Source organism: Amycolatopsis sp. NPDC041971 (assembly GCF_055588925.1).
Genome location: NZ_JBVJCE010000001.1, coordinates 317,162 through 340,058 on the forward strand (window position 1 = coordinate 317,162; position 22,897 = coordinate 340,058).

The 22,897-nt window shown below is 67.9% G+C and carries 20 protein-coding genes; 8 read left to right on the forward strand and 12 right to left on the reverse strand.

All coding sequences use genetic code 11. The features are described from left to right. Positions 1-134: 134 nt before the first annotated feature. From ACZ6DT_RS01600 to purD, 7 genes are all read right to left on the reverse strand, one after another. Positions 135-1,265: a transglycosylase SLT domain-containing protein gene (locus tag ACZ6DT_RS01600; protein WP_465587051.1), complete on the reverse strand. Its 1,131-nt coding sequence runs from the start codon at positions 1,263-1,265 to the stop codon at positions 135-137. A gap of 44 nt (positions 1,266-1,309) precedes the next feature. Continuing rightward, on the reverse strand, positions 1,310-1,621 hold the full coding sequence (locus tag ACZ6DT_RS01605; protein WP_038521469.1) for a hypothetical protein: 312 nt from the start codon (positions 1,619-1,621) through the stop codon (positions 1,310-1,312). 169 nt (positions 1,622-1,790) lie between these two features. Beyond that, on the reverse strand, positions 1,791-2,561 hold the full coding sequence (locus ACZ6DT_RS01610) for an ESX secretion-associated protein EspG (protein WP_465587053.1): 771 nt from the start codon (positions 2,559-2,561) through the stop codon (positions 1,791-1,793). Between the two features lie 4 nt (positions 2,562-2,565). After that, the gene (locus tag ACZ6DT_RS01615) at positions 2,566-4,236 is read right to left on the reverse strand and encodes a hypothetical protein (protein WP_465587055.1); all 1,671 of its coding nucleotides are present in this window, start codon (positions 4,234-4,236) and stop codon (positions 2,566-2,568) included. A gap of 10 nt (positions 4,237-4,246) precedes the next feature. Continuing rightward, positions 4,247-4,888 carry a DUF3558 domain-containing protein gene (locus tag ACZ6DT_RS01620; RefSeq protein ID WP_465587058.1) on the reverse strand — a complete coding sequence of 214 codons (642 nt, stop codon included), beginning with the start codon at positions 4,886-4,888 and terminating at the stop codon, positions 4,247-4,249. Continuing rightward, positions 4,839-5,225, reverse strand: a complete 387-nt coding sequence (locus tag ACZ6DT_RS01625) for a PE domain-containing protein (protein WP_465587060.1) — start codon at positions 5,223-5,225, stop codon at positions 4,839-4,841. Before ACZ6DT_RS01625 ends, ACZ6DT_RS01620 begins: the two co-directional genes overlap by 50 nt. Positions 5,226-5,361: 136 nt before the next feature. Beyond that, positions 5,362-6,624, reverse strand: a complete 1,263-nt coding sequence (purD, locus tag ACZ6DT_RS01630; RefSeq protein WP_465587063.1) for a phosphoribosylamine--glycine ligase — start codon at positions 6,622-6,624, stop codon at positions 5,362-5,364. A 319-nt stretch (positions 6,625-6,943) separates the two neighbouring features. On the opposite strand from purD, the gene ACZ6DT_RS01635 reads away from it, so the two are divergent. Further along, positions 6,944-8,062: a glycerophosphodiester phosphodiesterase gene (locus ACZ6DT_RS01635; protein ID WP_465587065.1), complete on the forward strand. Its 1,119-nt coding sequence runs from the start codon at positions 6,944-6,946 to the stop codon at positions 8,060-8,062. Between the two features lie 227 nt (positions 8,063-8,289). Next, a complete protein-coding gene (locus tag ACZ6DT_RS01640) occupies positions 8,290-9,825 on the forward strand; it encodes an amino acid permease (RefSeq protein ID WP_465587068.1) in 1,536 nt (511 codons plus the stop codon). Here the strand turns inward: ACZ6DT_RS01640 and ACZ6DT_RS01645 are convergent. The 3 genes from ACZ6DT_RS01645 to ACZ6DT_RS01655 all read right to left on the reverse strand — a co-directional run bounded on the left by ACZ6DT_RS01645 (position 9,809) and on the right by ACZ6DT_RS01655 (position 13,514). Further along, entirely contained in the window at positions 9,809-11,029 is a 1,221-nt protein-coding gene (locus ACZ6DT_RS01645) for an MFS transporter (protein ID WP_465587071.1), read from the reverse strand. The two genes, ACZ6DT_RS01640 and ACZ6DT_RS01645, sit on opposite strands and share 17 nt — an antisense overlap. A 140-nt stretch (positions 11,030-11,169) precedes the next feature. After that, positions 11,170-12,093, reverse strand: a complete 924-nt coding sequence (locus ACZ6DT_RS01650; RefSeq protein WP_465587073.1) for an LLM class F420-dependent oxidoreductase — start codon at positions 12,091-12,093, stop codon at positions 11,170-11,172. Positions 12,094-12,227: 134 nt separating this feature from the next. Next, on the reverse strand, positions 12,228-13,514 hold the full coding sequence (locus ACZ6DT_RS01655; RefSeq protein WP_465587076.1) for an adenylosuccinate synthase: 1,287 nt from the start codon (positions 13,512-13,514) through the stop codon (positions 12,228-12,230). A gap of 54 nt (positions 13,515-13,568) precedes the next feature. Here ACZ6DT_RS01655 and ACZ6DT_RS01660 point away from each other — a divergent pair, with 54 nt between their 5' ends. The 4 genes from ACZ6DT_RS01660 (at position 13,569) to ACZ6DT_RS01675 (ending at position 18,956) form a co-directional block, all read left to right on the forward strand. Next, positions 13,569-14,249: a hypothetical protein gene (locus tag ACZ6DT_RS01660; RefSeq protein ID WP_465587079.1), complete on the forward strand. Its 681-nt coding sequence runs from the start codon at positions 13,569-13,571 to the stop codon at positions 14,247-14,249. Between the two features lie 184 nt (positions 14,250-14,433). Next, entirely contained in the window at positions 14,434-15,072 is a 639-nt protein-coding gene (locus tag ACZ6DT_RS01665; protein WP_465587081.1) for a GmrSD restriction endonuclease domain-containing protein, read from the forward strand. 1,107 nt (positions 15,073-16,179) lie between these two features. Then, on the forward strand, positions 16,180-17,433 hold the full coding sequence (locus ACZ6DT_RS01670) for an MFS transporter (protein ID WP_465587084.1): 1,254 nt from the start codon (positions 16,180-16,182) through the stop codon (positions 17,431-17,433). A 203-nt stretch (positions 17,434-17,636) separates the two neighbouring features. Further along, entirely contained in the window at positions 17,637-18,956 is a 1,320-nt protein-coding gene (locus ACZ6DT_RS01675; RefSeq protein ID WP_465587087.1) for a GGDEF domain-containing protein, read from the forward strand. Here ACZ6DT_RS01675 and ACZ6DT_RS01680 read toward each other — a convergent pair. Continuing rightward, complete coding sequence (locus tag ACZ6DT_RS01680) at positions 18,953-19,534, reverse strand: TetR/AcrR family transcriptional regulator (protein WP_465587089.1); 582 nt, start codon at positions 19,532-19,534, stop codon at positions 18,953-18,955. The genes ACZ6DT_RS01675 and ACZ6DT_RS01680 overlap by 4 nt on opposite strands. 134 nt (positions 19,535-19,668) lie before the next feature. On the opposite strand from ACZ6DT_RS01680, the gene ACZ6DT_RS01685 reads away from it, so the two are divergent. Then, positions 19,669-20,895 (forward strand): lipase family protein, encoded by a 1,227-nt coding sequence (locus ACZ6DT_RS01685; protein WP_465587092.1) that lies wholly within the window; start codon positions 19,669-19,671, stop codon positions 20,893-20,895. Positions 20,896-20,963: 68 nt separating this feature from the next. Here ACZ6DT_RS01685 and ACZ6DT_RS01690 read toward each other — a convergent pair whose 3' ends face one another. Next, positions 20,964-21,371 (reverse strand): DUF3151 domain-containing protein, encoded by a 408-nt coding sequence (locus tag ACZ6DT_RS01690; RefSeq protein ID WP_465587095.1) that lies wholly within the window; start codon positions 21,369-21,371, stop codon positions 20,964-20,966. A gap of 232 nt (positions 21,372-21,603) precedes the next feature. Here ACZ6DT_RS01690 and ACZ6DT_RS01695 point away from each other — a divergent pair, with 232 nt between their 5' ends. Continuing rightward, the gene (locus ACZ6DT_RS01695) at positions 21,604-22,821 is read left to right on the forward strand and encodes a hypothetical protein (protein ID WP_465587098.1); all 1,218 of its coding nucleotides are present in this window, start codon (positions 21,604-21,606) and stop codon (positions 22,819-22,821) included. Positions 22,822-22,897 lie beyond the last annotated feature (76 nt).

The following is a 22,897-nucleotide window of genomic DNA, read 5'->3' on the forward strand; positions in this document are numbered from 1 at the left end:
CTCCGTCGTCCGCCCAACTGTTCTGCCCCGCCAACCAGGAAACCCTGTTGTTTTGTTGGTGGGGGGGGGGGGGGGGGGGGTGTTTTCTCCCCCCCCCCCCCCCCCCCCCCCCCACGACATCGCCCGCCAGGCCGCTAGTAACCCTGGTAGCCGCCGCCACCCGCCATGGACTTCAGCCCCGGGTGCCCCTCGAAGCCGCCGTACCGCGAGAACGTGTACCGAACGCCCGCGATGATGTTGTCCACCGGGTTGTAGATGTCGTCGTGCCCGGGAAGCTTGTGCGCGTTGAAGGTCGGGTCGATGCACTGCATCAAACCTTTGGACGGCGTGCCCTTCGCCGCGTTGGAGTCCCAGTTGTTGATGGCGTTGGGGTCACCGCCGGACTCCTTCTCGATGATCGTCCAGATCTTCTGGATGTCCGCCTCGGTCACCGGGATCCCGGCGGCCTGCAGGATCTTGATGGCTTCCTGGATCCACTGCTGGACGTTGCCCGGCGGCGTCGTCGACGGCGGACCGCCGCTGGGGCCGAGGCCGCCGCCCCCACCGCCACCGCCACCGCCACCACCGCCGCCGCCTCCACCGCCACTTCCGGCTTGGAGACCGCCGGTGCGCTTGGGGACGCTGCCGTCCTTGCCGGGCATCGGGACCGTCGAGTAACCGCCCTGGATGTCCTTCTTCATCAGCGCTTGGGACTTCTGGATCATCTGGTTGGCCTGGTCGAGCAGACCCTTGACCCGGGTGTCGGCGTCAGCGGCGATCTTGTTGATGTCGGTTTTGGCCTTCTGGATGATCTCGGCGGCCGAAGGGCTCGGCGCCGGCTTATGATCCTTCTCGGCCTGCGAGGCGGCCTGGACAGCCGCGTTCTTGTCCGTCTCCGCCTGGGTATTCCGCTTGTTGATCGCTTCCTCGGCGCCCTTGTAGGCGTCGGCGACCTGGGTCTTGATGTTGCCGAGATCGGTGTGGACACGATCGAGGTCGTCGACGACCTTGCCCAGTTGGGCCTCGACGTTCTGGCCGGCCTTGGTGATCGACTTGACGTATTCGAAGAAGGCGTCCGCGGCGGGCCCGACCCAGACGCCACTGTTCAACGCTTCGGTCGAACGCGAGAGCGCCGCGCCGTGGTCACCCGCGTTGTCAGCGGCCGTCTTGAACTGCTTCGAGGCGTTCTGAATGGCGGCGAGGTTCACCTTGTCGATCTGATCGGCCTTTTTGACGAGCCCATCCCAGCCGTCCGGCGTGCCGGCGCCGACGTTGTTCAAACCCACTGCTCAAGCCCCCTTGGTAGCCGGCCCCCAGGCCTGGCGAATCGTCACAGGTCTCCGTGCACCTTCAGGTTGTCCACGTGGACCGCTTCGGTCTCCTTGATCAACCCCGCCGCCTTACGCAGCACGAAGGCCGTGGCCTCCATCAACTGACCGGCCGAATCGAATTCGTTGTGGACCCCTTGTTTGAACTTGCCGACCGCGCCTTGCGCGTCGCCGTGCTCGTCCACTCCGCCGAAGGGGCTTTCCTTCTCGTCATCCATCCCGGTGACGCCTTTTTTGGTCTTCTCGAACTCGTCCTTGAGCTTCTCCACCTGACCGGCGGCGATCCCCATGGAATCCGGGTCGTACACAGGCACGGTTCGTCATCCCCTTCGCGGAAAACTCGTATCGCCTCCGATCAGACGCGCCGCCGATCAGGACGGTTCCCGCGCATACTTTAAGACCTCGGCAAGAGGCCCGTGCGCGCCTCCACGCCAAGTTCCACCCTCGCCGATAAAACTTCGCGAAACAGCCGAATCGGGCAAGTCAGAAATCGGCGACTTCCCGGATCCGGGTCGCCAGCAACTGGTTGTCCGCCGGGGTGATGGTCGCCCAGTCCCGTCCGTCCCGGTTCCGCGCGACCTGGAACAGGTACCGCCCCGCGTCCGTGTCGTAGAAGGCGACAACGCTTTCCGCGCGGCGGGGACGGCCGTCGCGGCCCGCGCGTTCGACGCCGAACTGGCCGCGCGCCTCCTGACCGAGCAGCATGCCCGCCACTTCCTGGGCCTGCCACAGTGGGACGTCCAGATCTTCCAGTGCGGTGACCAGCCCTTTCGCGTCACCGCGGGCGGCGGCGTCGGCGTCACGAAGGACGTCGTGCGGGATGCTGACCGACTGACCGACGCCAGGGCCGAGATCGCCCGCGACCGAGACGGCGGCCTCGGCGAGGGAGCTCTCCCTGGCCGGGATCAGCCACACCTGACCGGAGTCGATCACGCCGAGCAACGCCTGGTTGCCGACGCTGACCGCCTGGCCCTTGATCTCGCGGTCGGTCCACACCCAGACGTCGATCGCGACCCGGGGATGCGCGAACAGGTTCAGCATGTCGACCAGTTCGCCCGACGCCTGGTGTCCCCGCGCGAGTCCTCGCGCGCGCAGGGATTCCCAGGCTTCTTCGATCAGTGCCGCCCGCTCCGTGTGGGTCGTTCCGGGGCTCGGCACGTCGAGTGCGACATGGCGTCGGGGCAGCCGTTCGGCCTCCCAGAGCATTTCGAACTCGAGTGCGGACAGCACCAGGCTGCCGTTGTCGTTCGGCACAGGTTCAGCGCGCTTCGGGGTTGCCGTGGTCACCGATCACGTCGGGCGACACCATGCGCTCGTCCGTGAACAGGTCCTTGTCGTCGACGCCGTACCGCCTGATGTGCTCCGCGTCCTCTTCGACGTCCTGAGTGGCCGCGCGCTCCATGAACTTCGACTCGGGCTTCGGCTGTTTCGCGCCGATCTTCTCCGAACGCCGCATGGCCTCTTCTTCGGGAAGCTCGCCGATCGGCAGCTGACGGGTCGGCTTCCCGCCGCCTTCCTGACGGGGACGGCGGTCGCGTTCCTTGTCGCCGCTCAGCGCGCCACCCGCGACACCGGCGCCGAGCGCGGCGGCACCCGCACCGAGGTCGCCGGCGGCCGGGCCGGTGATCTTCGGGACGGCGGGGAAGCCGCGGCCGGATTCGTTGCCGGGGGCCAACGGCGCCTGTGGCCCGGCACTGACCGAGCGGCCCTTGCCGAGTGCCTGGTCACCACCGGCACCACCACCGACGTTGCCGAAGACACCGGGGCCGGAGCTGGAGCCGGGGCCCTTGCCGAGAGCGCTGTCGATACCGGGGCCGGTGCCGAACGACTTGCCGGCAGGCTGCGCCGACGTGGTGCTGTTCGGCGGCGCGCTGCCGGTGGACGGGCCCGGCGGGACGTTCGGGGTGTTCGGGGTGTTCGGGGTGTTCGGCGCACCCGGCGGGACGAACGGCGGCGTGGTGGGCGAGCCGGTGATCGGGTACGACGGCCTGCCCTGTTCCGGCTGCGGGGCGGGCCGGTTCGGCGTCACCCAGCCGCTTCCCGGCGCGGGTGCCGGCCTCGAAGTGCCGGACGGCGTGGTCGGAGCCGCGGCCGCCGGAGCCGTGGCACCGGCGTGGGGCGCCGACGAACCGGTCTTGCGGGCCCCGCCGCCCATGGCGACGCCGTAGGCCGGGGTCGGGGCGTCGTAGGACGGCGCCTTCGGATTGCTGACGGGCTGCACGACCGGCGGCACGTACTTCGACTCGACGGCGGCCGACGCGGGCCGCACACTGCCGTCCGGAGTGAGCTCGGTGGCCGTGCCCGCGAGGTCGAGCGCGCCGGAACCGCCGCCCACCCCGGCGGCGGTCGTGGTCTGCGTCAGGTTCATCGCCTGCGGGTCGGCCAAGGTGTCGGTCGACAGCAGGTTCTCACCACTCGTCTTGGCGTAATCGTTCAACGCCTCCTGCGCCTGCGCCCGCGCGTTGTTCGCGGCGCTGACGCTCTTGGCGTGGTCGGTCTCGAACCCGATGAGGCTCAGCACGACGTCGCCGATGGTCAGTCCACCGGCGCCCTTCCGGACCACTTCCGGATCCGGGAGCTTGTGCAGCGTCCGGTTGAAGGCCTCGCCTTGGGCGAAGATCATCTCCGCCGAGTGCGAGACCTTCGAGTTCGCGTCCTGGGAAAAGCCCGCCTGTTCGGTGAACACCTGACCGGCGGCGCCACCCGCCTCGCTCTGCCATTCCACGCCGAGCTTGCCCAGCTCGTCGCGCAGTGTCTTGTCGGTGTCGGCGAGCGCGCCCGCGACGGCCTTCAGCGCGTCGACGGCGATGCCGATGCCGCCGGTGCCGTCACCGCTGCGGAAGCGTTCGATCTCGGTCGCGATCCCGGTGTCGGTGTAGCCGTCGAACCGAAGATCGCGGAGCCTGCCCGCGAGGTCGGAAACGTTCACGCCGCCCTCCCTAATTGCGTGCTTTCAAGGTCTGCAAGGCCGAATCGGCCGCCCGTGCGGACATTTCGCACAGCTGCGGCATGGTGAACGCGCCGGCGGTGACGGCGACCGCCCGCACCGCCAGCGTTTGTCCTCGAGCGACACCGACGAGCGTTTCGCAGTCACCAGGAGTCCCGCCGTCACGGTGATTCTTGATGGCGGGGAATCCGCCGACCGCCGTCGGTTCCGTCGTCATGCTGTTCTTGCGGCGCTTGCCGGTGAACCACTCTTCGACGTCCGCGGTGACCGTGCGGACGTAATAACTGTGGAAGGGCTGCGCGGCGTCCGAGTCGAGAACACAGGTCGGACCGTCGATCGGTTCCGCGGCCGCGCGCGGGTTGCTGTTGATCTTGAGCTGATCGAGCTGGGGATCGGTGAGCAGGGCACACGGATCGACGCCCTGGAGGCTCAGCTCGGCGGGCCTGGCCGGCAGCGCGGACGCCTTGGCGCCCTGCGTGGCCGAAGCCAGCGCGGGCTCGTTGGGAAAAGCCTGCCCGCCCGTGTCCGTGGCGCATCCGGCCAGCGCGAGGGTGAGCACTCCGCCGGACACCAGCACACGGGACCTACGCCCGGTGAACACCACGGTCCCCGAACGCGGCGGCCTTGTCCGCATCACTGGCCTTGTACTCCTTGGCCGCCGTGCGGAGCTGGTTGACCAGCCCCCGCAGACCGGCCACGTAGGCCCGGACCTGCGCGGCGTACGACTGGTCGCCGTCGGCCACGAGTTCGTTCCAGACGCTGGTCGCCTGTGTGCTCACGGTGTCGTTGGCCGGAGTGTCGATGCGCAGCTGGTCGAGCCGGGTCATGAGCTTGTCCTGCAACGCGTCGATCTGCTCTTCGACGATCTTCGCCACTTCGAGCAGCTTCGACGGGTCGACTCTGATGTCGGCCACCGATGGTGGCGTCGGGACCGCCGACGCGAGGTCCTGGATCTTGCCCGATGCTGCCATTCCCCACCCCTTGGACACTGCGCACGGTGACCGTTCGTCCTGCCTGAGGCTACCAACGCGGAGGTATCGGCTGCCTAAGCTTTGCCGGAAATACCGGGTTGGACGCACCCGGGACCGCGACGGTTCCGCCGGGAATTCACGAGACCGGGGTGGCGATCTCTCCCTTGGCGGCGAGCAGGGCGATGTCGGTGCGGTGATGCGATCCGGCCAGGTGGACCTTCTCGACCGTCGCGTAGGCGGCCTTGCGGGCGGCCTTCAGGTTCTTGCCGGTGCCGACGACCGACAGCACACGGCCGCCGGAGGAGACCACGGCACCGTCGTCACGACGACGGGTGCCGGCGTGCAGCACGCCTTCGAGCTCACCGCCGGTGATGACGTCGCCGGTCCTCGGCTTGCCGGGGTAACCGTCCGCGGCGAGTACGACGGTGACCGCCGCACCGGAATCCCAGTCCAGCGGCGGCAGTTCGGCGAGCTTGCCGGTCGCCGTCGCGTGCAGGACCTTGCCCAGCGGGCTGCGCAGCAGCGCCAGGACGACCTGGGTCTCCGGGTCGCCGAACCGGCAGTTGAACTCGATGACCTGCGGGCCCTCGGAAGTCAGCGCGAGACCGGCGTACAGCAGGCCGGAGAAGGTGGCGCCGCGGTTGTCGAGTTCGTCGACCACGGGCTGGACGATACGGGCGACGACGTCGTCGACCAGGTCCTTCGGCGCCCACGGCAACGGCGCGTACGCCCCCATGCCGCCGGTGTTCGGACCCGCGTCACCGTCGCCGACGCGCTTGAAGTCCTGCGCGGGCAGCATCGGGACGACCGTGCGGCCGTCGACGAAGCAGAAGAGAGAGGCCTCCGGGCCGTCGAGGAAGGACTCGAGGAGCACGGGGTGGCCGCCGTCGAGCAGCATCAGGGCGTGCTTGCGCGCGACATCGACGTCCGTGGTGACCACGACGCCCTTGCCCGCGGCCAGGCCGTCGTCCTTGACCACCCAGGTGGGGCCGAAACGGCCGAGCGCGGCGTCGAGACGGGCCGGGTTGTCGACGACCTCACAATGCGCCGTCGGCACCTTCGCGGCCGCCATGACGTCCTTCGCGAACGCCTTCGAGCCTTCGATCCTGGCCGCGGACGCGGACGGGCCGAAGCAGGCGATGCCCGCCTTCCGGACCGCGTCGGCGACGCCCGCCACCAGCGGGACCTCGGGGCCGACCACCACCAGGTCCGCCTGCCACTGCTTGGCGAGGGCGGCGACCGATTCGGGATCGGCCGCGTCCACGCCGAGCTGCTCGGCCACCGAAGAGGTGCCGGCGTTGCCCGGGGCACAAGCCAGTGCGGTGACGGAAGGGTCTTCCGCGACCGCGAGGACGAGTGCATGCTCACGGGCGCCGGACCCGATTACCAGTACGCGCACGACGCACAGGGTAACCGTGCCGGAAACGACCTGTCGGCGGAGCCACGTGAAACCCGCCCCGGCCGGAGGCCCCGTCATCGTGGCGGCGGGGCACCATAACGTCTGACCTGCGAAAACACGAACCTGCCCCGGCGACGCGATCGCGGTCGCGGGTTCACCGATCGACACAGCCCCGAACACGTCGCCGTCCTCGAGCGGGTGGTTCCATCCGGCGTTCACCCGGCGGTCAGCGCTCCGCCGGTCCGTCTTCGCCGACCGGACGCCTCCTGCGTCAAGGGTTGCGCGGTACCCCGAGTTCAAGCGAAAGAGGTTACCCACCATGCGAAAGCGCCTGGGCGTACTCGCCCTGTCCGGACTCGCCGTACTCAGCGTCACAGGGCTGGCAGGCGCCGCCGAGCCGCGCGCCCAAGATGTGTCGGCGCTGGCGAAGGGTCACGATGGGCCGGTGATCGTCGGACACCGCGGTGCCCCCGGCTACCGCCCGGAGCACACGCTCGCCTCTTATGAGCTCGCCTACCGCCAGGGAGTCGACTGGGTCGACGTGGACCTCGTGCCCACCAAGGACGGTCAGCTGGTCGCGCGGCACGAGAACGAGATCGGCGGGACCACCGACGTCGCGAAGCACCCCGAGTTCGCGAACCGGAAGACGACGAAGGTCATCGACGGCACGTCGTTCACCGGCTGGTTCACCGAGGACTTCACCCTCGCCGAGCTGAAGACCCTGCGCGCCACCGAGCGGATCCCGCAACTGCGGCCGAACAACAGGATCTACGACGGCCGCTACCGGATCGCCACCTACCAGGAGGTGCTCGACCTGACGCGCCGGCTGGGCCGCGAACTGCGCCGCGAGCTGGGGACGTACCCGGAGATCAAGCACTCGACCTACTTCTCCTCGATCAAGAACCCGACCGAGCCGAAGCTGGCCGAGCTGATCAAGCGCAACGGGCTCAACCACCCGAAGGCGCCGGTGATCATCCAGTCGTTTGAGGTGTCGAACCTGATCGCGCTTTCGCGTCAGGTGCGGGTGCCGCTGCTGCAGCTGACCTCGGCGACCGGCGCACCGGCCGACTTCGTCGCGAAGGGCGACCCGCGGACGTACGCCGACCTCGTCACGCCTGCGGGCCTGAAGGAGATCTCGAAGTACGCGGACTACCTGGGCCCGGAGAAGGCACAGGTCATCCCGGTGGTGAACGGCGCGCTGGGGCAGCCGACCAAGCTGGTCGCCGACGCGCACCACGCCGGACTGAAGGTCGGGCCGTACACGTTCCGCAACGAGAACAACTTCCTCCCGCAGAACCTGCGCTCGTCGGCGAACCCCGCCGAGTACGGCAACGCGTTCGCCGAACAGGAGGCGTTCCTCAAGGCGGGCGTCGACGGCTACTTCGCCGACCACCCGGACACCGCGCTGGAGGCCGTGAAGGCTTTCCGGGGGCGCTGACGCTGCTCAAGCGCGGGTTCCCTCGCGCCCCTGCACTCGGTGAGGTACGGGGCGACTCGTCTGAAGTGCCATGAACGGTCCGTTCCTTGCAAATTTCGCAAGGAACGGACCGTTCCTTGCATCCGGAGGGGGTGAGGTCGTGACGGGACCTTGACATCCCCAGGTCGGCGGGCCTAATTTCGGCGGATCTCAATGGTCTGTCCGCATACCTTTCAAGTGGGTGCCCGATGGATGTCTCAGACAAGCAGGCCGAACCCGCCGACGAAGACAGCGCCCGGCTCCACCAGCTCGGCTACGCGCAGGAACTCCGGCGCACGATGTCGACCTTCTCCAACTTCGCCGTCTCCTTCACGATCATTTCGATCCTCTCCGGCTGCCTGACCCTCTACGGGTTCGGCATGAAGACCGGCGGGCCCGCCGCGATGATCTGGGGCTGGCCGCTGGTCGGCCTGTTCGTCATCCTGGTCGGTCTGGGCATGGCGGAGGTCTGCTCCAGCTATCCGACCGCGGGCGGCCTCTACTACTGGGCCGCGAAGCTCGCGCCGAGCAACGGCGCGGCGTGGTCATGGTTCACCGGCTGGTTCAACCTCATCGGGCAGATCGCCGTCACCGCGGGGATCGACTTCGGCGCCGCGCTGTTCCTCAACGCCTTCCTCGACCTCCAGTTCGGCTTCGAGGCGACGCCGGGCCACACGATTTTGCTGCTGGGGATCATCCTCGTGCTCCACGGACTGCTGAACACCTTCGGCGTCAAGATCGTGGCACTACTGAACAGCATCAGCGTGTGGTGGCATCTGGTGGGCGTGCTGGTGATCGTCGGGGTGCTGATCGTCGTTCCCGAGAAGCATCAGGACGCGTCCTTCGTCTTCGGCGAGTTCGTGAACAAGACCGGCTGGGCTTCACCGGTCTATGTCTTCTTACTGGGGCTCCTCGTCGCGCAGTACACGCTGACCGGCTACGACGCCTCGGCGCATATGACCGAGGAGACCAAGAACGCGGCGAAGGCCGGGCCGCGCGGCATCATCAACTCGATCCTGGTCTCCCTGGCCGCCGGCTGGGTCCTGCTGATCGGCCTCACGTTCGCCATCCAGGACTACGACGGCGCCGTGGGCTCCGAAACCGGGGTACCGCCCGCGCAGATCTTCATCGACGCGACCGGCGCGACGACCGGCAAGTTCCTCCTGCTGATCTGTATCGGCGCGCAGCTGTTCTGCGGGATGGCGTCGGTGACCGCGAACTCGCGGATGATCTACGCGTTCGCCCGCGACGGCGCGATCCCGGGTTCGAAGTTCTGGCACCGCATCAACAAGCGCACCCAGACGCCGACCAACGCGGTGTGGCTGGCCGCGGGCGGCGCGCTCCTGCTCGCCCTGCCGTATCTGTGGAGCGCCACCGCCTATGCGGCGGTGACCTCGATCGCCGTCGTCGGCCTCTACGTGGCCTACGTGATCCCGGTGTTCCTGCGGGTTCGCAAGGGCGACGACTTCGAACCCGGACCGTGGAGCCTCGGCCGTTGGGGCAAGCTCGTCGGGACCATCGCGACCGTCTGGGTGTGCTTCATCTTCGTGCTGTTCATGCTCCCGCAGGGATCACCGGTCACCATCGACAGTTTCAACTACACGCCTATCGCCTTCCTCGTCGTACTCGGTGGTGCGGCGGTGTGGTGGTTCGTCTCGGCCCGCAAGTGGTTCACGGGGCCGAAGGTGCAGGGTTCCGAGGAGGAACTCGCCGCCGTGGAAAAGGAACTCAAGGAGCTGGGGTAGCGGCGGCCTCCCGGGAGCGGCCGGCGCGGACTCCGGTCACCGCGGCCGCTCCCAACGCCCCGACCGCGGCGAAGGCATAGAAACCCCACGGGTACGCGATCCCGGCGCTCAACAGTGCGCCGCCGAGGATGGGGCCGCAGATCGCGCCGACGCGGCCGACCCCCGCCGCCCAGCCGATTCCGGTGGCACGCATCGCGTCCGGGTACGTCTTGCCGATGTAGGCGTACACGAGCACCTGCGCGCTGAACACGAAACCACCGGTGAGGAACACGGCCACGTACAGACCGGCCGCGGGCAGTTTCACGCTCAGCAACGCCAGGAACACCGCCGCTCCGAGGAACCAGAAGATCACCGCCGGCCGCACGCCTGCCTTGTCCGCCACCCGGCCCGCGACGAGCAGGCCGACGACACCGCCGAGGTTCAGCGTGAGCAGCAGGCCGAGCGCGGCGCCCAGCGGATATCCGGCCTGGCGCATGATCTCCGGCAACCAGGTGTTGAGCCCGTAGACCAGCAGCAGCCCCATGAACGACGTCACCCAGAAGGCGATGGTGGCGCGCAGGAGCCCGCCGCGGAACAGCCCGCCGACGACCTCCGTCGCCGACTTCTCCTGTGTGTGCCGCGCCCGCTCGAAGGATTCGGATTCGGGCAGGTACTTGATCATCAGCGGCACCAGCGCGAGCGCGGGCAGCGCGCCCGCGACGAACATCGCACGCCAGCCGAGCGGCTGGATCAGCCAGATACCGAGCAGGGCGGTGAGCACCGCGCCGACGTGGTAGCCGGTCATCACCGTGGTGGTCGCGCTGCTGCCCTTCCCCTTGCGGGCGTACTCGGTGACCAGCGCGATCGCCGTGGGGAGGCAACCGCCGAGACCGAGCCCGGCGAGGAACCGGAACAGCCCGAAGAAGAACGCGGAAGGCGCGATCGCGCAGAGCGCGGTGCACGCCGAGAAGGCGACGACCGCGATGATCAACGCCTTCCGGCGGCCGATGAGGTCGGTGATCGTGCCGATCGCCATCGCGCCGATCATCATGCCGATCAGTCCGGCCGTCGAGATCACCGACGCCGTGCCTGGCGTCAGCCCCCAGACGTGGTCACGGAGCAGCGCGGGCAGCACCGTGCCCAGGACGACCAGGTCGAATCCGTCGAGCAGTACCGCCGTCCAGGCGAGTGGAACCACCCACGAACGGGCCGCGGCAGGGGACATGGGAACCTCCAGCTGTGTTCGCAATGCGCACGAGTATGCACAATCCGAACGCTGTGAGCAAGGCCACCGGGTTCCTGGATGTCAGGAAAGGGGCGTTCAGGACAAAAAATGTCCTGAACGCCCCTTTCCTGACACTTGGGTCAGCGCTTGACGAGGTCTCCGAGGACGCTCCAGGTGCGAAGCCGCTCTTCGCTGTTCCGGAGGCCGCTCTGCGTCGCGACCACCTCGGTCGCCCCGGCGTCGAAGTACCGCCGGATCTCGGCCGCGACGGTCTCTTCGTCCCCGGTGATCACCAGCTCCCCGGCGGAATCCACGCCTTGGACGTCGAAGACCGCGCGATAGGAGGGGATGTCGCGGAAGAACGCGTACTGCCGGTCGACCTGGGCGCGGACGGCGTCGGGATCATCGGTCACGACGACCGGGACCATCGCGATGATCCGCGGTGCCGGACGGCCGGCGGCGGCCTTGGTGATCTCCGGGACGATCAACTCGGAAGGAGCCTTGGGCCCGGCGAGGAACGGGATCGTGCCGTCGGCGAGTTCGCCGGTGACGCGCAGGGCCTGCCGTCCCATCGCGGCGATGATCACCGGGATGTCCGAAGATCCCGCGACAGCGAGCGAAGCCGCGAAGCCCTTGGCATGCGCTCGGACAGTCTCGCCGTGGAAATCGGCTTCGCCGCCGTCGAGCACCTGGCGGAGGATCGTGAGGTACTCGCGCAGGTGCTTGATCGGCGATGGGTACTCGATGCCGTACGCCGGTTCGAGCCAGTTTTTCGCGCCGGTTCCGAGGCCGAGGACGAACCTGCCCCCGGTGGCGGCCTGCGCTGTCTGCGCGAGACCGGTGATCAGCAAGGGATGCCGCGGATAGATCGGGACCACGCCGGTCCCGACGGTGATTCCCGGGACGGCGCGGCCCGCGAGGGCGGCGACGGTGATCGCGTCGTGCTCCATCTGCTGGGAGAACCAGACGGACGCAAGGCCCGCGTCGGCGGCCTGCCGGGTCCGCGTGATGAGTTCGTCGACGATGTTGACGGCGTCCGCGGTATCCCCGGACGGGAGTGTCACTCGCCGTTCACCAGACGAGATCACGCGCACGGTGGCTCGTTCGGCGCGCCCGATGTGGCATGGGAGACGCTGAGCTGAGCGTCCCCAATGCCACATTGGGGACGCTCCGGCTCACCTGAGCCGCGCGAGGAGTGTCAGACGAACTCGTGCCGCACGATCGTCTGCTCCCGGCCCGGACCGACGCCGATCGCCGAGATCCGCGCGCCCGAAAGCTCTTCGAGCCGCTCGACGTAGGCCCGCGCGTTCGCCGGCAGCTCTTCGAAGGTGCGGCAGCCCGAGATGTCCTCGAACCAGCCCGGCAGCTCTTCGTAGATCGGCAGCGCGTGGTGCACGTCGGTCTGCGTCATCGGCATGTCGTAGGTACGGAAGCCGTCGACCTCGTAGCCGACGCACACCGGCACCTTCTCCAGCCCCGACAGCACGTCCAATTTGGTGAGGAAGTAGTCGGTGATGCCGTTGACCCGCACCGCGTAGCGCGCGATGACGGCGTCGAACCAGCCGGTGCGCCGCGAGCGGCCGGTGGTGACGCCGAACTCGCCGCCCTGTTTGCGCAGGTACTCGCCGGACTCGTCGTCCAGCTCGGTCGGGAACGGGCCGGAACCGACGCGCGTGGTGTAGGCCTTGAGGATGCCCAGCACGGTGCCGATCTTGCCGGGGCCGATGCCCGAACCGGCGCTCGCGCCGCCGGAGGTCGGGTTCGACGACGTCACGAACGGGTAGGTGCCGTGGTCGACGTCGAGCAGGGTGCCCTGCGAGCCTTCGAGCAGCACGGTCTCGCCGCGTTCGAGGGCCTGGTTGAGCTGAAGGCGCGTGTCGGCGATGCGGTGCGCGAACTTCTCGCCCGCGGCCAGTACCTCGTCGGCGACCTGGTTCGCGTCGAGCGCCTTGCGGTTGTAGACCTTGACCAGCACCTGGTTCTTGAACTCCAGTGCCGACTCGACCTTCTGCCGGAAGATCTTCTCGTCGAGCAGGTCCTGCACGCGGACGCCGACGCGGGCGATCTTGTCCTGGTAGCAGGGGCCGATGCCACGGCCGGTGGTGCCGATCTTGCGGCTGCCGAGGTAACGCTCGGTGACCTTATCGATCTCCACGTGGTACGGCATGATCAAGTGCGCGTCGGCGGAGATCAGCAGTTTGCCGGTGTCGACGTCGCGTTCCTCGAGCCCGGCGAGTTCGTCGAGCAGCACGGCAGGGTCGATGACGACGCCGTTGCCGATGACGTTGGTGACGCCCGGCGTGAGGATCCCGGACGGGATGAGGTGGAGGGCGAAGTTCTGCCCGTCGGGAAGGACTACGGTGTGGCCCGCGTTGTTACCGCCTTGGTAACGCACGATCCACTGGACGCGGTCGCCGAGCAGGTCGGTGGCCTTGCCCTTGCCCTCGTCCCCCCATTGGGCCCCGATCAGCACGATGGCCGGCATGTGACACTCCAGGTGTTCGGCGACTTGTGGTTTGGCGCTGGTAAATGCCGGTGCATGAGCGTAACGGAGGGCCTTCGGGTGCGCGGAATAGTGGTGGTCTGTCCCGAGGGCGAGCCCACACTCCCGGAGATCGACGACGTCGAAATGGTGCGCGTCCCGAGCCGCCCCGGCAAGACGGATATCGACCCCTTGCTGGGGGAACACGATCACCTGGTGGTCGCGGGCACCGACGCGGACCTCGCGGCCGTCGCGCTGCGGTTGTTACGAAAAGAACAGCTCTCGGGCGTGTCGCTCGGCTTCGTGCCGTCTTCGCCGGACTCCGACGTCGCCCGCGTCTGGAGCCTGCCGACGCAGCCGCTGCGTGCCCTCTCGCTCGCCCTGCGTGGCGAAGTCGATCCGGTGCCGCTGATCCGCGACGACACCGGCGGCGTGCTGGTCGGCCGCGGTGTGCTCGGCATGGTGCGCGGGGTGGCCTACTGCGACGAGCACACCGTCCTGCGCGGACCCGCGCGTTCGATCGAGGTCGAGCCGGACGCGAGCGGGCCGGGACTGATGGTCCGGGTGACCAAGGGGACGCTGTTCAAACGGCCTTCGACGCGGTACGCGCGGGCCTTCCAGCTCGGCTGCATCCCGACCCGGCCGAGCAGCGACGGCGTCGTCCATCCGCGCGCGATGAGCCGGTGGACCTGGTACCGGCACACCGAGGACCTCCGGCTGGTCCGCGGCCTGGACTAGTCCGTTCGGCCCGGAGCCATCAGTTGGACTTTCCGAAGATTTTTCGGCGACGTACACCGGTCCCACCTGCTCGTGACACCCTCCGTTCACAAATAGCCAGCAGAGTGTCATCCGATGGTGTTGCGTGGGTCATATCCGTACCGCATGGTGACCAGGTCCCAAAACCTGACATGAAGGCGGCAATATGCCAACCGCGCTTGCTGTTCGTCGCTCCTTCACCGTTCTCGCCATCTCGGCGATCGTCTCGGCGGGCGTCGTCGGCGTCGCCGAAGCGACGCCCCCGGGCATCCCCTCGGCCGACACCGCCAAGACCCAGCTCGCCGCGCTGACCGTCAAGCCGGACGGTTCCTCGACCGGGTACAGCCGCGACAAGTTCCCGCACTGGTCCGATCAGGGCAACAGCTGCAACACCCGTGAGGTCGTACTGAAGCGGGACGGCACGAACGTCCAGCAGGACAGCGGCTGCGCCGCCGTCTCCGGCAGCTGGTTCAGCCCGTACGACGGCGCCACCTGGACCGCGGCGTCCGATGTGGACATCGACCACGTCGTCCCGCTGGCCGCCGCGTGGCGCACCGGGGCGTCGTCGTGGACCACCTCGCAGCGGCAGTCGTTCGCGAACGACCTCAGCGCGCCGCAGCTGATCGCCGTCACCGACAACGTCAACCAGGAGAAGGGCGACAAGTCGCCGGACGCCTGGAAGCCGCCGACCGTCGGCTACTGGTGCACCTACGCGAAGATGTGGACCACGGTGAAGTACAAGTACAAGCTCTCCGTCAAGTCGGCGGAGAAGACCGCGTTGACGGACATGCTCAACCGCTGCTGAACCTGGTCGATCCGTGAAGGCCTCCTTCACTACCTTGAAGGTAGAGCCCTGCCAGTGGTATCTCCGCTGGTCAGGTGGGTGTTGTGGTGACAGAGGCAGGCTCGGCACAGTGGCCTGGCCCCTTCTCGACTGTCCACAGGGGACGCCTCCCGTGCGGCACTGCCCGATTCGGGCGTTTCTGACCGGGTCGTGAGTGAAAAAGACGGTTCTAGCCCTCATTTTCACTCACGACCCCAGTCGAGAAACGTACACAAACGCATCAAAGGGACATCCAGCGGTCGAACCATGTCCTTTGTGGACACCCGACGCTCAAGACGCCCTGCCATCCGACACCTTCGGATGTCCAGTTCGACTCCACAAGAGTGCCACCGACCAGCGGCTATGCGACTTTGCCGGGACCCTGACCTCAAGGACAGGGAAGGAGGCCTTCACGGACTTTCGGGGCTGCGAGCCGGCTCGGTAGGCGGGCCGGCCCCAAGGTCGTAATCAGCGTGAATCGGGTCGGCACGAGCAAAGCGCGCCGTCGAGGTTCTGGAGCTGGTCGCGTCCAGGGCGAGAGAACCGTCCTCACCACTCACGTGGCCGAAGCCGCACCCGGATTCCGCGGTGCGTCCGGCCTCCGAACTCGTTGCCACACCGCGGAACCGGCACCCCCGAAACCGCCGCGCGCGCCCGCTCGGACGGCTCGAACGCGATAGCTGAGCCGTTCACTCCTCCGGACGCGTGCCCCTCAGCCATTCGGCCCAACGCTTCGGCGGCGCTCCGTAGCGATCGAACGCTCGCGGCGCGAGTTCATCCGGCCCGTATTCACGGTGTGGGGATTCCGATCCCGAGCGAGGCGGCCACACCCGGATTTTACCGGCGAAAGGCATGAAAAAGGCGAAAGCCGCAGGTCTGGACCTCGATACCGACCAACGGGACATCTCCGCGAACGACCGTTCTCCCACGAAAAAGATCTCCGACTCCAGAAACCCGGCGAAAGAACCTAGCCAATCACCAACAGTCAGGAGACACTTACGTGAACGAATGACGCTTCGTGACGAGCTCGTGACCGCGTTACTCTCGGTCACGAGTTTGTCGCGTAATAAGGACCCTATTGGGGGCAACATGGCTTCGGCCGGACGGGTCACTTACCGAGAGGTTTTCGGTGTAGCCGAGTTCCGTTCGCTCTGGTTCGCCGAGCTGTTCTCGATCTTCGGTGATCAACTCGCCCGGGTCGCCCTATCGGTCCTCGTCTTCACCGAAACCCGCTCCGCGACCTTGACCGGTCTCACCTACGCGCTGACCTACGCCCCTTCGTTGTTCGGCGGAATCTTTCTCACCGGGTTCGCGGATCGATTCCCCCGGCGAACCGTGATGGTGGTCGTGGACCTGTTACGGGCCGCGCTGATCGCGTTGGTCGCGGTTCCGGTGCTGCCGTTCTGGGTCCTGTGCGTCCTCGTCGGCGCCGTCTCGCTGCTGAATCCGCCGTTCAAAGCGGCACAGCTGGCCTTGCTGCCGCAGATCCTCGAAGGTGACCGCTTCGTCGTCGGCATGGCGATCCGCAGCATGACCGTCCAATCGGCGCAGCTGGCCGGATTCGCCGGCGGCGGTCTCCTGCTGACCGCGCTCGAACCCCACCTCGCCCTCGCGCTGGACGCGGTCACCTTCCTGATCTCGGCGGTGTTCGTCCGGTTCGGGCTGAAGTCGCGTCCGGCCGCGGCCACCGGCGAGAAGCGCAAGTCGTTCTTCGCGTCGATCGGCTCGGGCGGCAAGATCGTCTTCGCCAGCTCAGGGTTGCGCTCGCTGCTGCTGTTCACCTGGCTGATGGGCCTGCTGCCGGTGTACGAGGGCATCGCGGCACCGTATGTCGCGTCGTCGGGCGGCGGCCCCGAGATCATCGGCCTGTTGCTGGCCGCCGACCCGATCGGCAGCGTGATCGGCGCGTTCATCTACTCGCGCTGGGTGCCGGCACACGTCCGGCCGAAGCTGATCGGGCCGCTTTCGGCACTGACGGCGGTCCCGCTGCTGCTGTGCTTCCTGCAGCCGGGCCCGCTGTCGTCGATCATGTTGTTCGTGCTTTGCGGCGCCTTCGGCACGGTGGCGCTGATGCAGGCGACCGCTTCCCTGACGCTGGCCGTGCCGGACGAGAGCCGGGCACAGGTCATGGGGCTGTCGAACACAGGACTGACCACGACGATGGGCGTGAGTCCCCTGATCGGCGGCATCCTGGCCGATCAGGTGGGCCCTCAGTCGACCGTCGGCGTCTTCGGACTTGCGGGATTGCTACTGACCGTCCCGCTGGCGCTGAGCTGGGGGCGGAACCTCAGCCGCGACCCGGAACGGTGGCAGGAAAGAGACGCCGCGCGCGCAGAACATTGAGGTGTTCCACGCGCCGGCCCGATCGCGCGGACTTCTGGCGCGCGCCCCAGTTCACTGATCCCTACCGGCCATCGCTGGCACCTTTCCCTCGACCCTCTCAGAGAAAAGTACACACCTAGGGAGCTTGTCGACAGCCCGCAAGTCGGTAGAAGCTGTCCGTAAGTAGGGGGTTTCGGAGAATGACGCAAGAGTCAGGGGGAAAGATGATCACATCGGAGGAACGCGCTGGACATCGTTCGGCTCTCACGGTAGCGACGTGGGAGCTGTGGAAGAGGCCTCGACACTGGATCGCCTACACCGGGCTGTCCGTCGCGACGATGCTGGCGCTGACGGGGGTCTTCGCCGCATCCATCGCTATCACGTCTTCGCAGGTCCTGCTGTGTTTCCTGCTCGCCGGGCTCGCCATCGCGCATACGGAGGCGACCCGCCGGATCGAGCGGCAGCGACGCAGTATGAGCGTCACCCCGCACATCAACATGACCTCGGTCTGGGTGCTGCCCGGGGCGATTCTGCTTCCGCCGCAGTTGACGGCGCTTCTCGTGACCGTCATCTATCTCCACCTCGGATATCGCAGTTGGGCGGGCCTTCGGACGGTCAACCCCCATCGAACTGTGGCGAACGCCACATCGATGACGCTGACCGCGTTCGCCGCATGGGCGACCGTGCAGGTCGTCGGCGCCGACACGGAGTCGGTGACGTCGATCTGTGCCGCGAGCCTCGCCTTCTTCCTGATGAACGCCGTCTTCACCGGTACCGGCCTGTACTTCGCGGCGCCCAAGAAGGCGACGATCCAGGCGCTCCTCGGTTCGTGGGACGACAACATCCTCGAAGCCTCGACGGTCTGCATCGGCGCGCTGGTGCTCGCCGTCATGCCGCAGCAGCCGGTGCTGGTGCTGCTCGTCTTCCTGCCGCTGTACCTGCTGCAGCGGTCGGTGCTGATCAAGCAGCTGGAAGAACTCGCCACCACCGACCAGAAGACCCAGCTGCTCAACGCCACGACCTGGCAGCAGGGCGCCGTCCGCGAGGTGGCCCGCGCCGAGCGCGAAAACGGCCAGTTCGGCACGCTGATGATCGACCTCGACCACTTCAAGAACATCAACGACACCTACGGCCACCTGGCGGGCGACGACGTGCTCAAGGGCGTCGCGGCGCTGGTCAAGGCCGAAACGAGGGCGCAGGACCTCGCCGGCCGCTTCGGCGGTGAGGAGTTCGTCGTGCTCCTGACATCGTCGTCGAAGCAGGAGTCCGTCGCGGTCGCCGAGCGGATCCGGCGGCGGATCAGCGAAATGGTCATCAAGACCCAGGACAACGAGGGCAACCCCGTGGTCATCGAGCAGCGGACGGCGTCGGTCGGCGTCGCGACCTTCCCGCTCGACGGCCGGACGATGGACGAGGTCATGGCCTCGGCCGACGCTTCCGTCTACGCGGCCAAACGCAACGGCCGCAACCGGGTCGTCTCCTCGCCGGACCTGGCGACGGTCGCCGAAGAGGCTGGAAGGTCTCTGGAGGCCGTCGCGGCTTAGCGCAACCGCTCCATCACGTCGGCGGCCGCGGTCCGAAGGCGGACCACGCCCCCGACGGTGAATTCGGTGAGCAGGTCGATGAGCGCGTCCGCGTCGGGCGGCTCACCGTCCCAGCTCGCCTGGACGAGTGCCTCGGTCATCGCGAAGAACAGCGTGACCAGGGCCTTGTCCGCGCGGCCGGAATCGACGCCGTGGCTGGCCCAGCGCTGCCTGCTCGCCTCGGTGTAGACACGCGCGAGCCGTTCACGGAGCCGGGTTAGGGCCGGATCGCCCATGCGCTCGGCCTCACGCAACACGGGGAACGCCTCGGGATTCGCCGCGACGAAGGCGAACATGTTGGCGTAGTTGCCGCGCGCCCAGGAGCGGAGCTCGGGCTGCGAGTGATCGAGGGCGGGCGCGCCGATCGCCTCGAAGGCCCGTTCCTCGATATCCGCCACGACCTGGGCGAACAGTGTCGTGCGGTCGCCGAACTGTTCGTAGACGGCCTGCCGGGAGACCCCCGCGCGCCGGGCGATCTGCTCGATCGTCGCGGCCTGCGCGCCGTGCACCGCGAAGACCCCGGCCGCCGAACTCAGCACCCGCGCACGTTGCTCACCGATCGGGAGTTTGCGGGGTCGCCCTCTCGGCGCGGGACTTGACATTGTGCGCCACCTCACTGACTCTCTTTTTCGACACCTCTGTCGAAAATGTTTGTGCTCAACGAGGAGCAAGCATGCGTTCAGGATCCCGGCGCGGTGTGTCCGCCGCCGTCTCAGCGGCCACCATCGCGGCCCTGCTGACCTTCGGGGCACAGCAGGCCAACGCCGCCCCGTCCTTCTACGACCCCCCGTCGCCACTGCCCGCGGGTGCTCCCGGCGACATCATCCGGCACGAACCGTCCTTCTTCTACGTCGATCCCGTGAAACTCATCAAGGCCGACGCGGACGTCCAGCGGATCATGTACCGCAGCACCGACACCCACGGCAAAGCCAACGCCGTGACCGGCACCGTCCTCACCCCGAAGAAGGCGTGGACCGGCGCGGGCGAGCGGCCGCTCATCGGCTACGCGGCCGGGACGCAGGGTGTCGGCGACCAGTGCGCGCCGTCGAAAGCCCTTGCGGCGGGCACGGAGTACGAAGGCCCCTTCATCGCCGGACTGCTGCTTCGCGGCTACGGCGTCGTCGTCACCGACTACGAAGGCCTCGGAACCCCTGGCGTCCACACGTACGTCAACCGCGTCGCCGAAGGCAACGCCGTGCTCGACTCGATCCGCGCGGCGCAGCGCCTGCCCGAAGCGAACCTGCCGGACAGCGGCCCCGTCGCGACCGCGGGCTACTCGCAAGGCGGCGGCGCGTCGGCGTCGGCCGCCGAATTGCAGCCATCGTACGCACCCGAACTCAAGCTGAAGGGCTCGTACGCGGGCGCCGTCCCGGCCGACCTGGCCGAAGTCGGCAAGAACATCGACGGGCACTACGCCTTCGGATTCCTCGGGTTCACGCTGGTCAGCATGGACGCGGCGTATCCAGAGCTGAACATCCCGGCCCTGCTGAACGCCAAGGGCGTCGAAGCGTTCGAGAAGGTCAAGCAGGAGTGCACGGTGGACGCGATCTTCGCGCACGCCTTCACCCAATCGAAGGACCTGACCAAGGACGGCAGGCCGCTGACCGCATACCTCGGCGAAGAGCCATACAAGACGCGAGTCGGCGAACAGCTCATCGGGGCGCGGAAGCCGGGTGCGCCGACGCTGGTCGTCCACAGCGCTCTCGACGACATCGTGCCCTACGTGCAGGGGCGGACCATGGCGCGCTCGTGGTGTGCGAAGGGCGCGAAGGTGCAGTTCTCGACTTCGCTGGTTCCTACGCACGTGGGCGGGGCCATCCGGGCTTTCCCGGAGGCCTTCGCTTGGCTTGAGGGGCGCTTCGCGGGGCTGCCGGCCGTGGGTAACTGCGGGCTGTTCTAGAGGGCATCAAGTGCAATGAACGGTCCGTTCCTTGCAAATTTTGCAAGGAACGGACCGTTCATAGCGCGCTACTTGAGACCGGTGGCTTCCGCGGCGGCGGGGTCCGAGTCGCTCAGGAACGTCCGGCAGCGGTCGTACTCCTCGGTCTCGCCGATCTTGCCGGCGGCCTTGCCGAGGACGGCGAGGGCACGCAGGAAGCCCTGGTTCGGACGGTGCGACCACGGCACCGGCCCGTGGCCCTTCCAGCCCGCGCGGCGGAGCTGGTCGAGGCCGCGGTGATAGCCGGTTCGGGCGTACGCGTACGCGGCGACGGTCTCGCCGGCTTCGAAGGCCTTCTCGGCGAGGGCGGCCCACGCTTCGCTGTAGTCGGGGTGCTCGGCGGCGACGGCGGTCGGGTCGGTCCCGGCGTCCAGCGCAGCCTGCGCGGCGGTGTGCTCGGGGAGATGCGTCGGCTGTGGGCCGAGGAGGTTCGTCATACAGGCCATTGTGCCGACCGCGTGTGACTAGAAGAACAGGCTCCCGAGAATGCCCCCACCGGCCAGCAGCAGAGCGGCGACGAGGACGGCCGCGACGAGTCGTTTCGGCATCATGGCGGCACACCTTGCCCTGCTTCGCACGCCGACCGCAAATCCGCCACCCCTACGGGTGAACCCCGATTTTCGACCCCGAATGCCCGTCTCGTGACCTGGAGCAGGGAAGATGACCTGCATGACAAAGGCGACAGAAGTGACCGGGGACCTTTCGCCGGGTGTCATCCCCCGCGGCCCCATCGCCAAGACGAGGCTGTTCTTCCAGCTCCACTGGCACCGCGGCGCGCCGGGACAGGCGACACCGGACTGGGTGCTGAACTTCTGCTACTCGATGTGGCTGGCGGCGTTCGCCTTCAAGCTGGTGGGCTCGTCGTGGGACATGTCGTGGCATTTCATGTGGCTGCGGGACGACCTCGCCCCGCCGCATCTGATCAACACCGTCGGCACGGTGATCATCATGGTGCTGGTGGCGATCCACAGCTACACCGGGATGGGCGCCGACCGGCGTTCGCTGCGATTGATGCAGATCGGGCTCGTGGTGTTCCTCATCGCGGCGCCGCTGGATGTCATCAACCACCGCGTCAACGGTCTCGACCTGACCGCGTGGAGCCCGTCGCACATGATGCTCTACATCGGCACGGGCATCATGCAGGCCGGCGTGATCATGGGCTGGCTGAAGTACGCCAAGCCCGGCCGGACGCGCACCGGTGTCCTGATCGGGCTGTGGGTGTTCTTCCTGGAGAACACGTTCTTCCCGAACGGCCAGCAGGAGTACGGCATCCTCGGCCTGCGCGCCTGGGAACGCGGCGCGCCCGAGGCCGAGCCGGAACTGCTGAACTTCGCCGCCGGCCAGATCGGGCATCCGGTCGACCGGGTGGCCGTCGAGTACTTCACGATGCCGATCGACGACTGGGTGTACCCGCTCTGGGGCATCGGCGTGATGGCCCTGATACTCGCGCTGGCGCGGCACACGACCGGCTTCCGCTGGGCGGGGACGACGGTCGCCGCCGCCTACCTCGGCTACCGCCTGGTGATGTGGCCACTGCTGCTCGGGATGGGCTTCCCGATCTCGGTCGTGCCGTTCTACCTGCTGGCCGTCGGCCTCGCCGTCGACCTGGCGTTCCGCATCGGCCGAGGCCATCCGCTGCTGACGGCGGGCGCCGGCGCGCTGCTGGTGACGGCGTTCGGCTACGGGATGCTGTGGGTGCAGTCGCAGTTCCGGCCGTGGATCCTCGGCGACGCGCATACGGAGTCGGCGCCGCCGGTGGCCTACTGGACGGCCGCGGTCTGCCTGGTCGGCGTCGGTGCGCTGTGGGCCGCCGCCGGACCGGGGACGCGGGCGGTGAACTCGCTGCTGGAGAAACGCCGCGAGAAGACGACGCTGCCGGCCGCCTGAGGCTCTGAGTACGTGAAGGCCCCCTTCATCGCGCTAGACGCAATGAAGGGGGCCTTCACGTACTTTCGCATTTAGA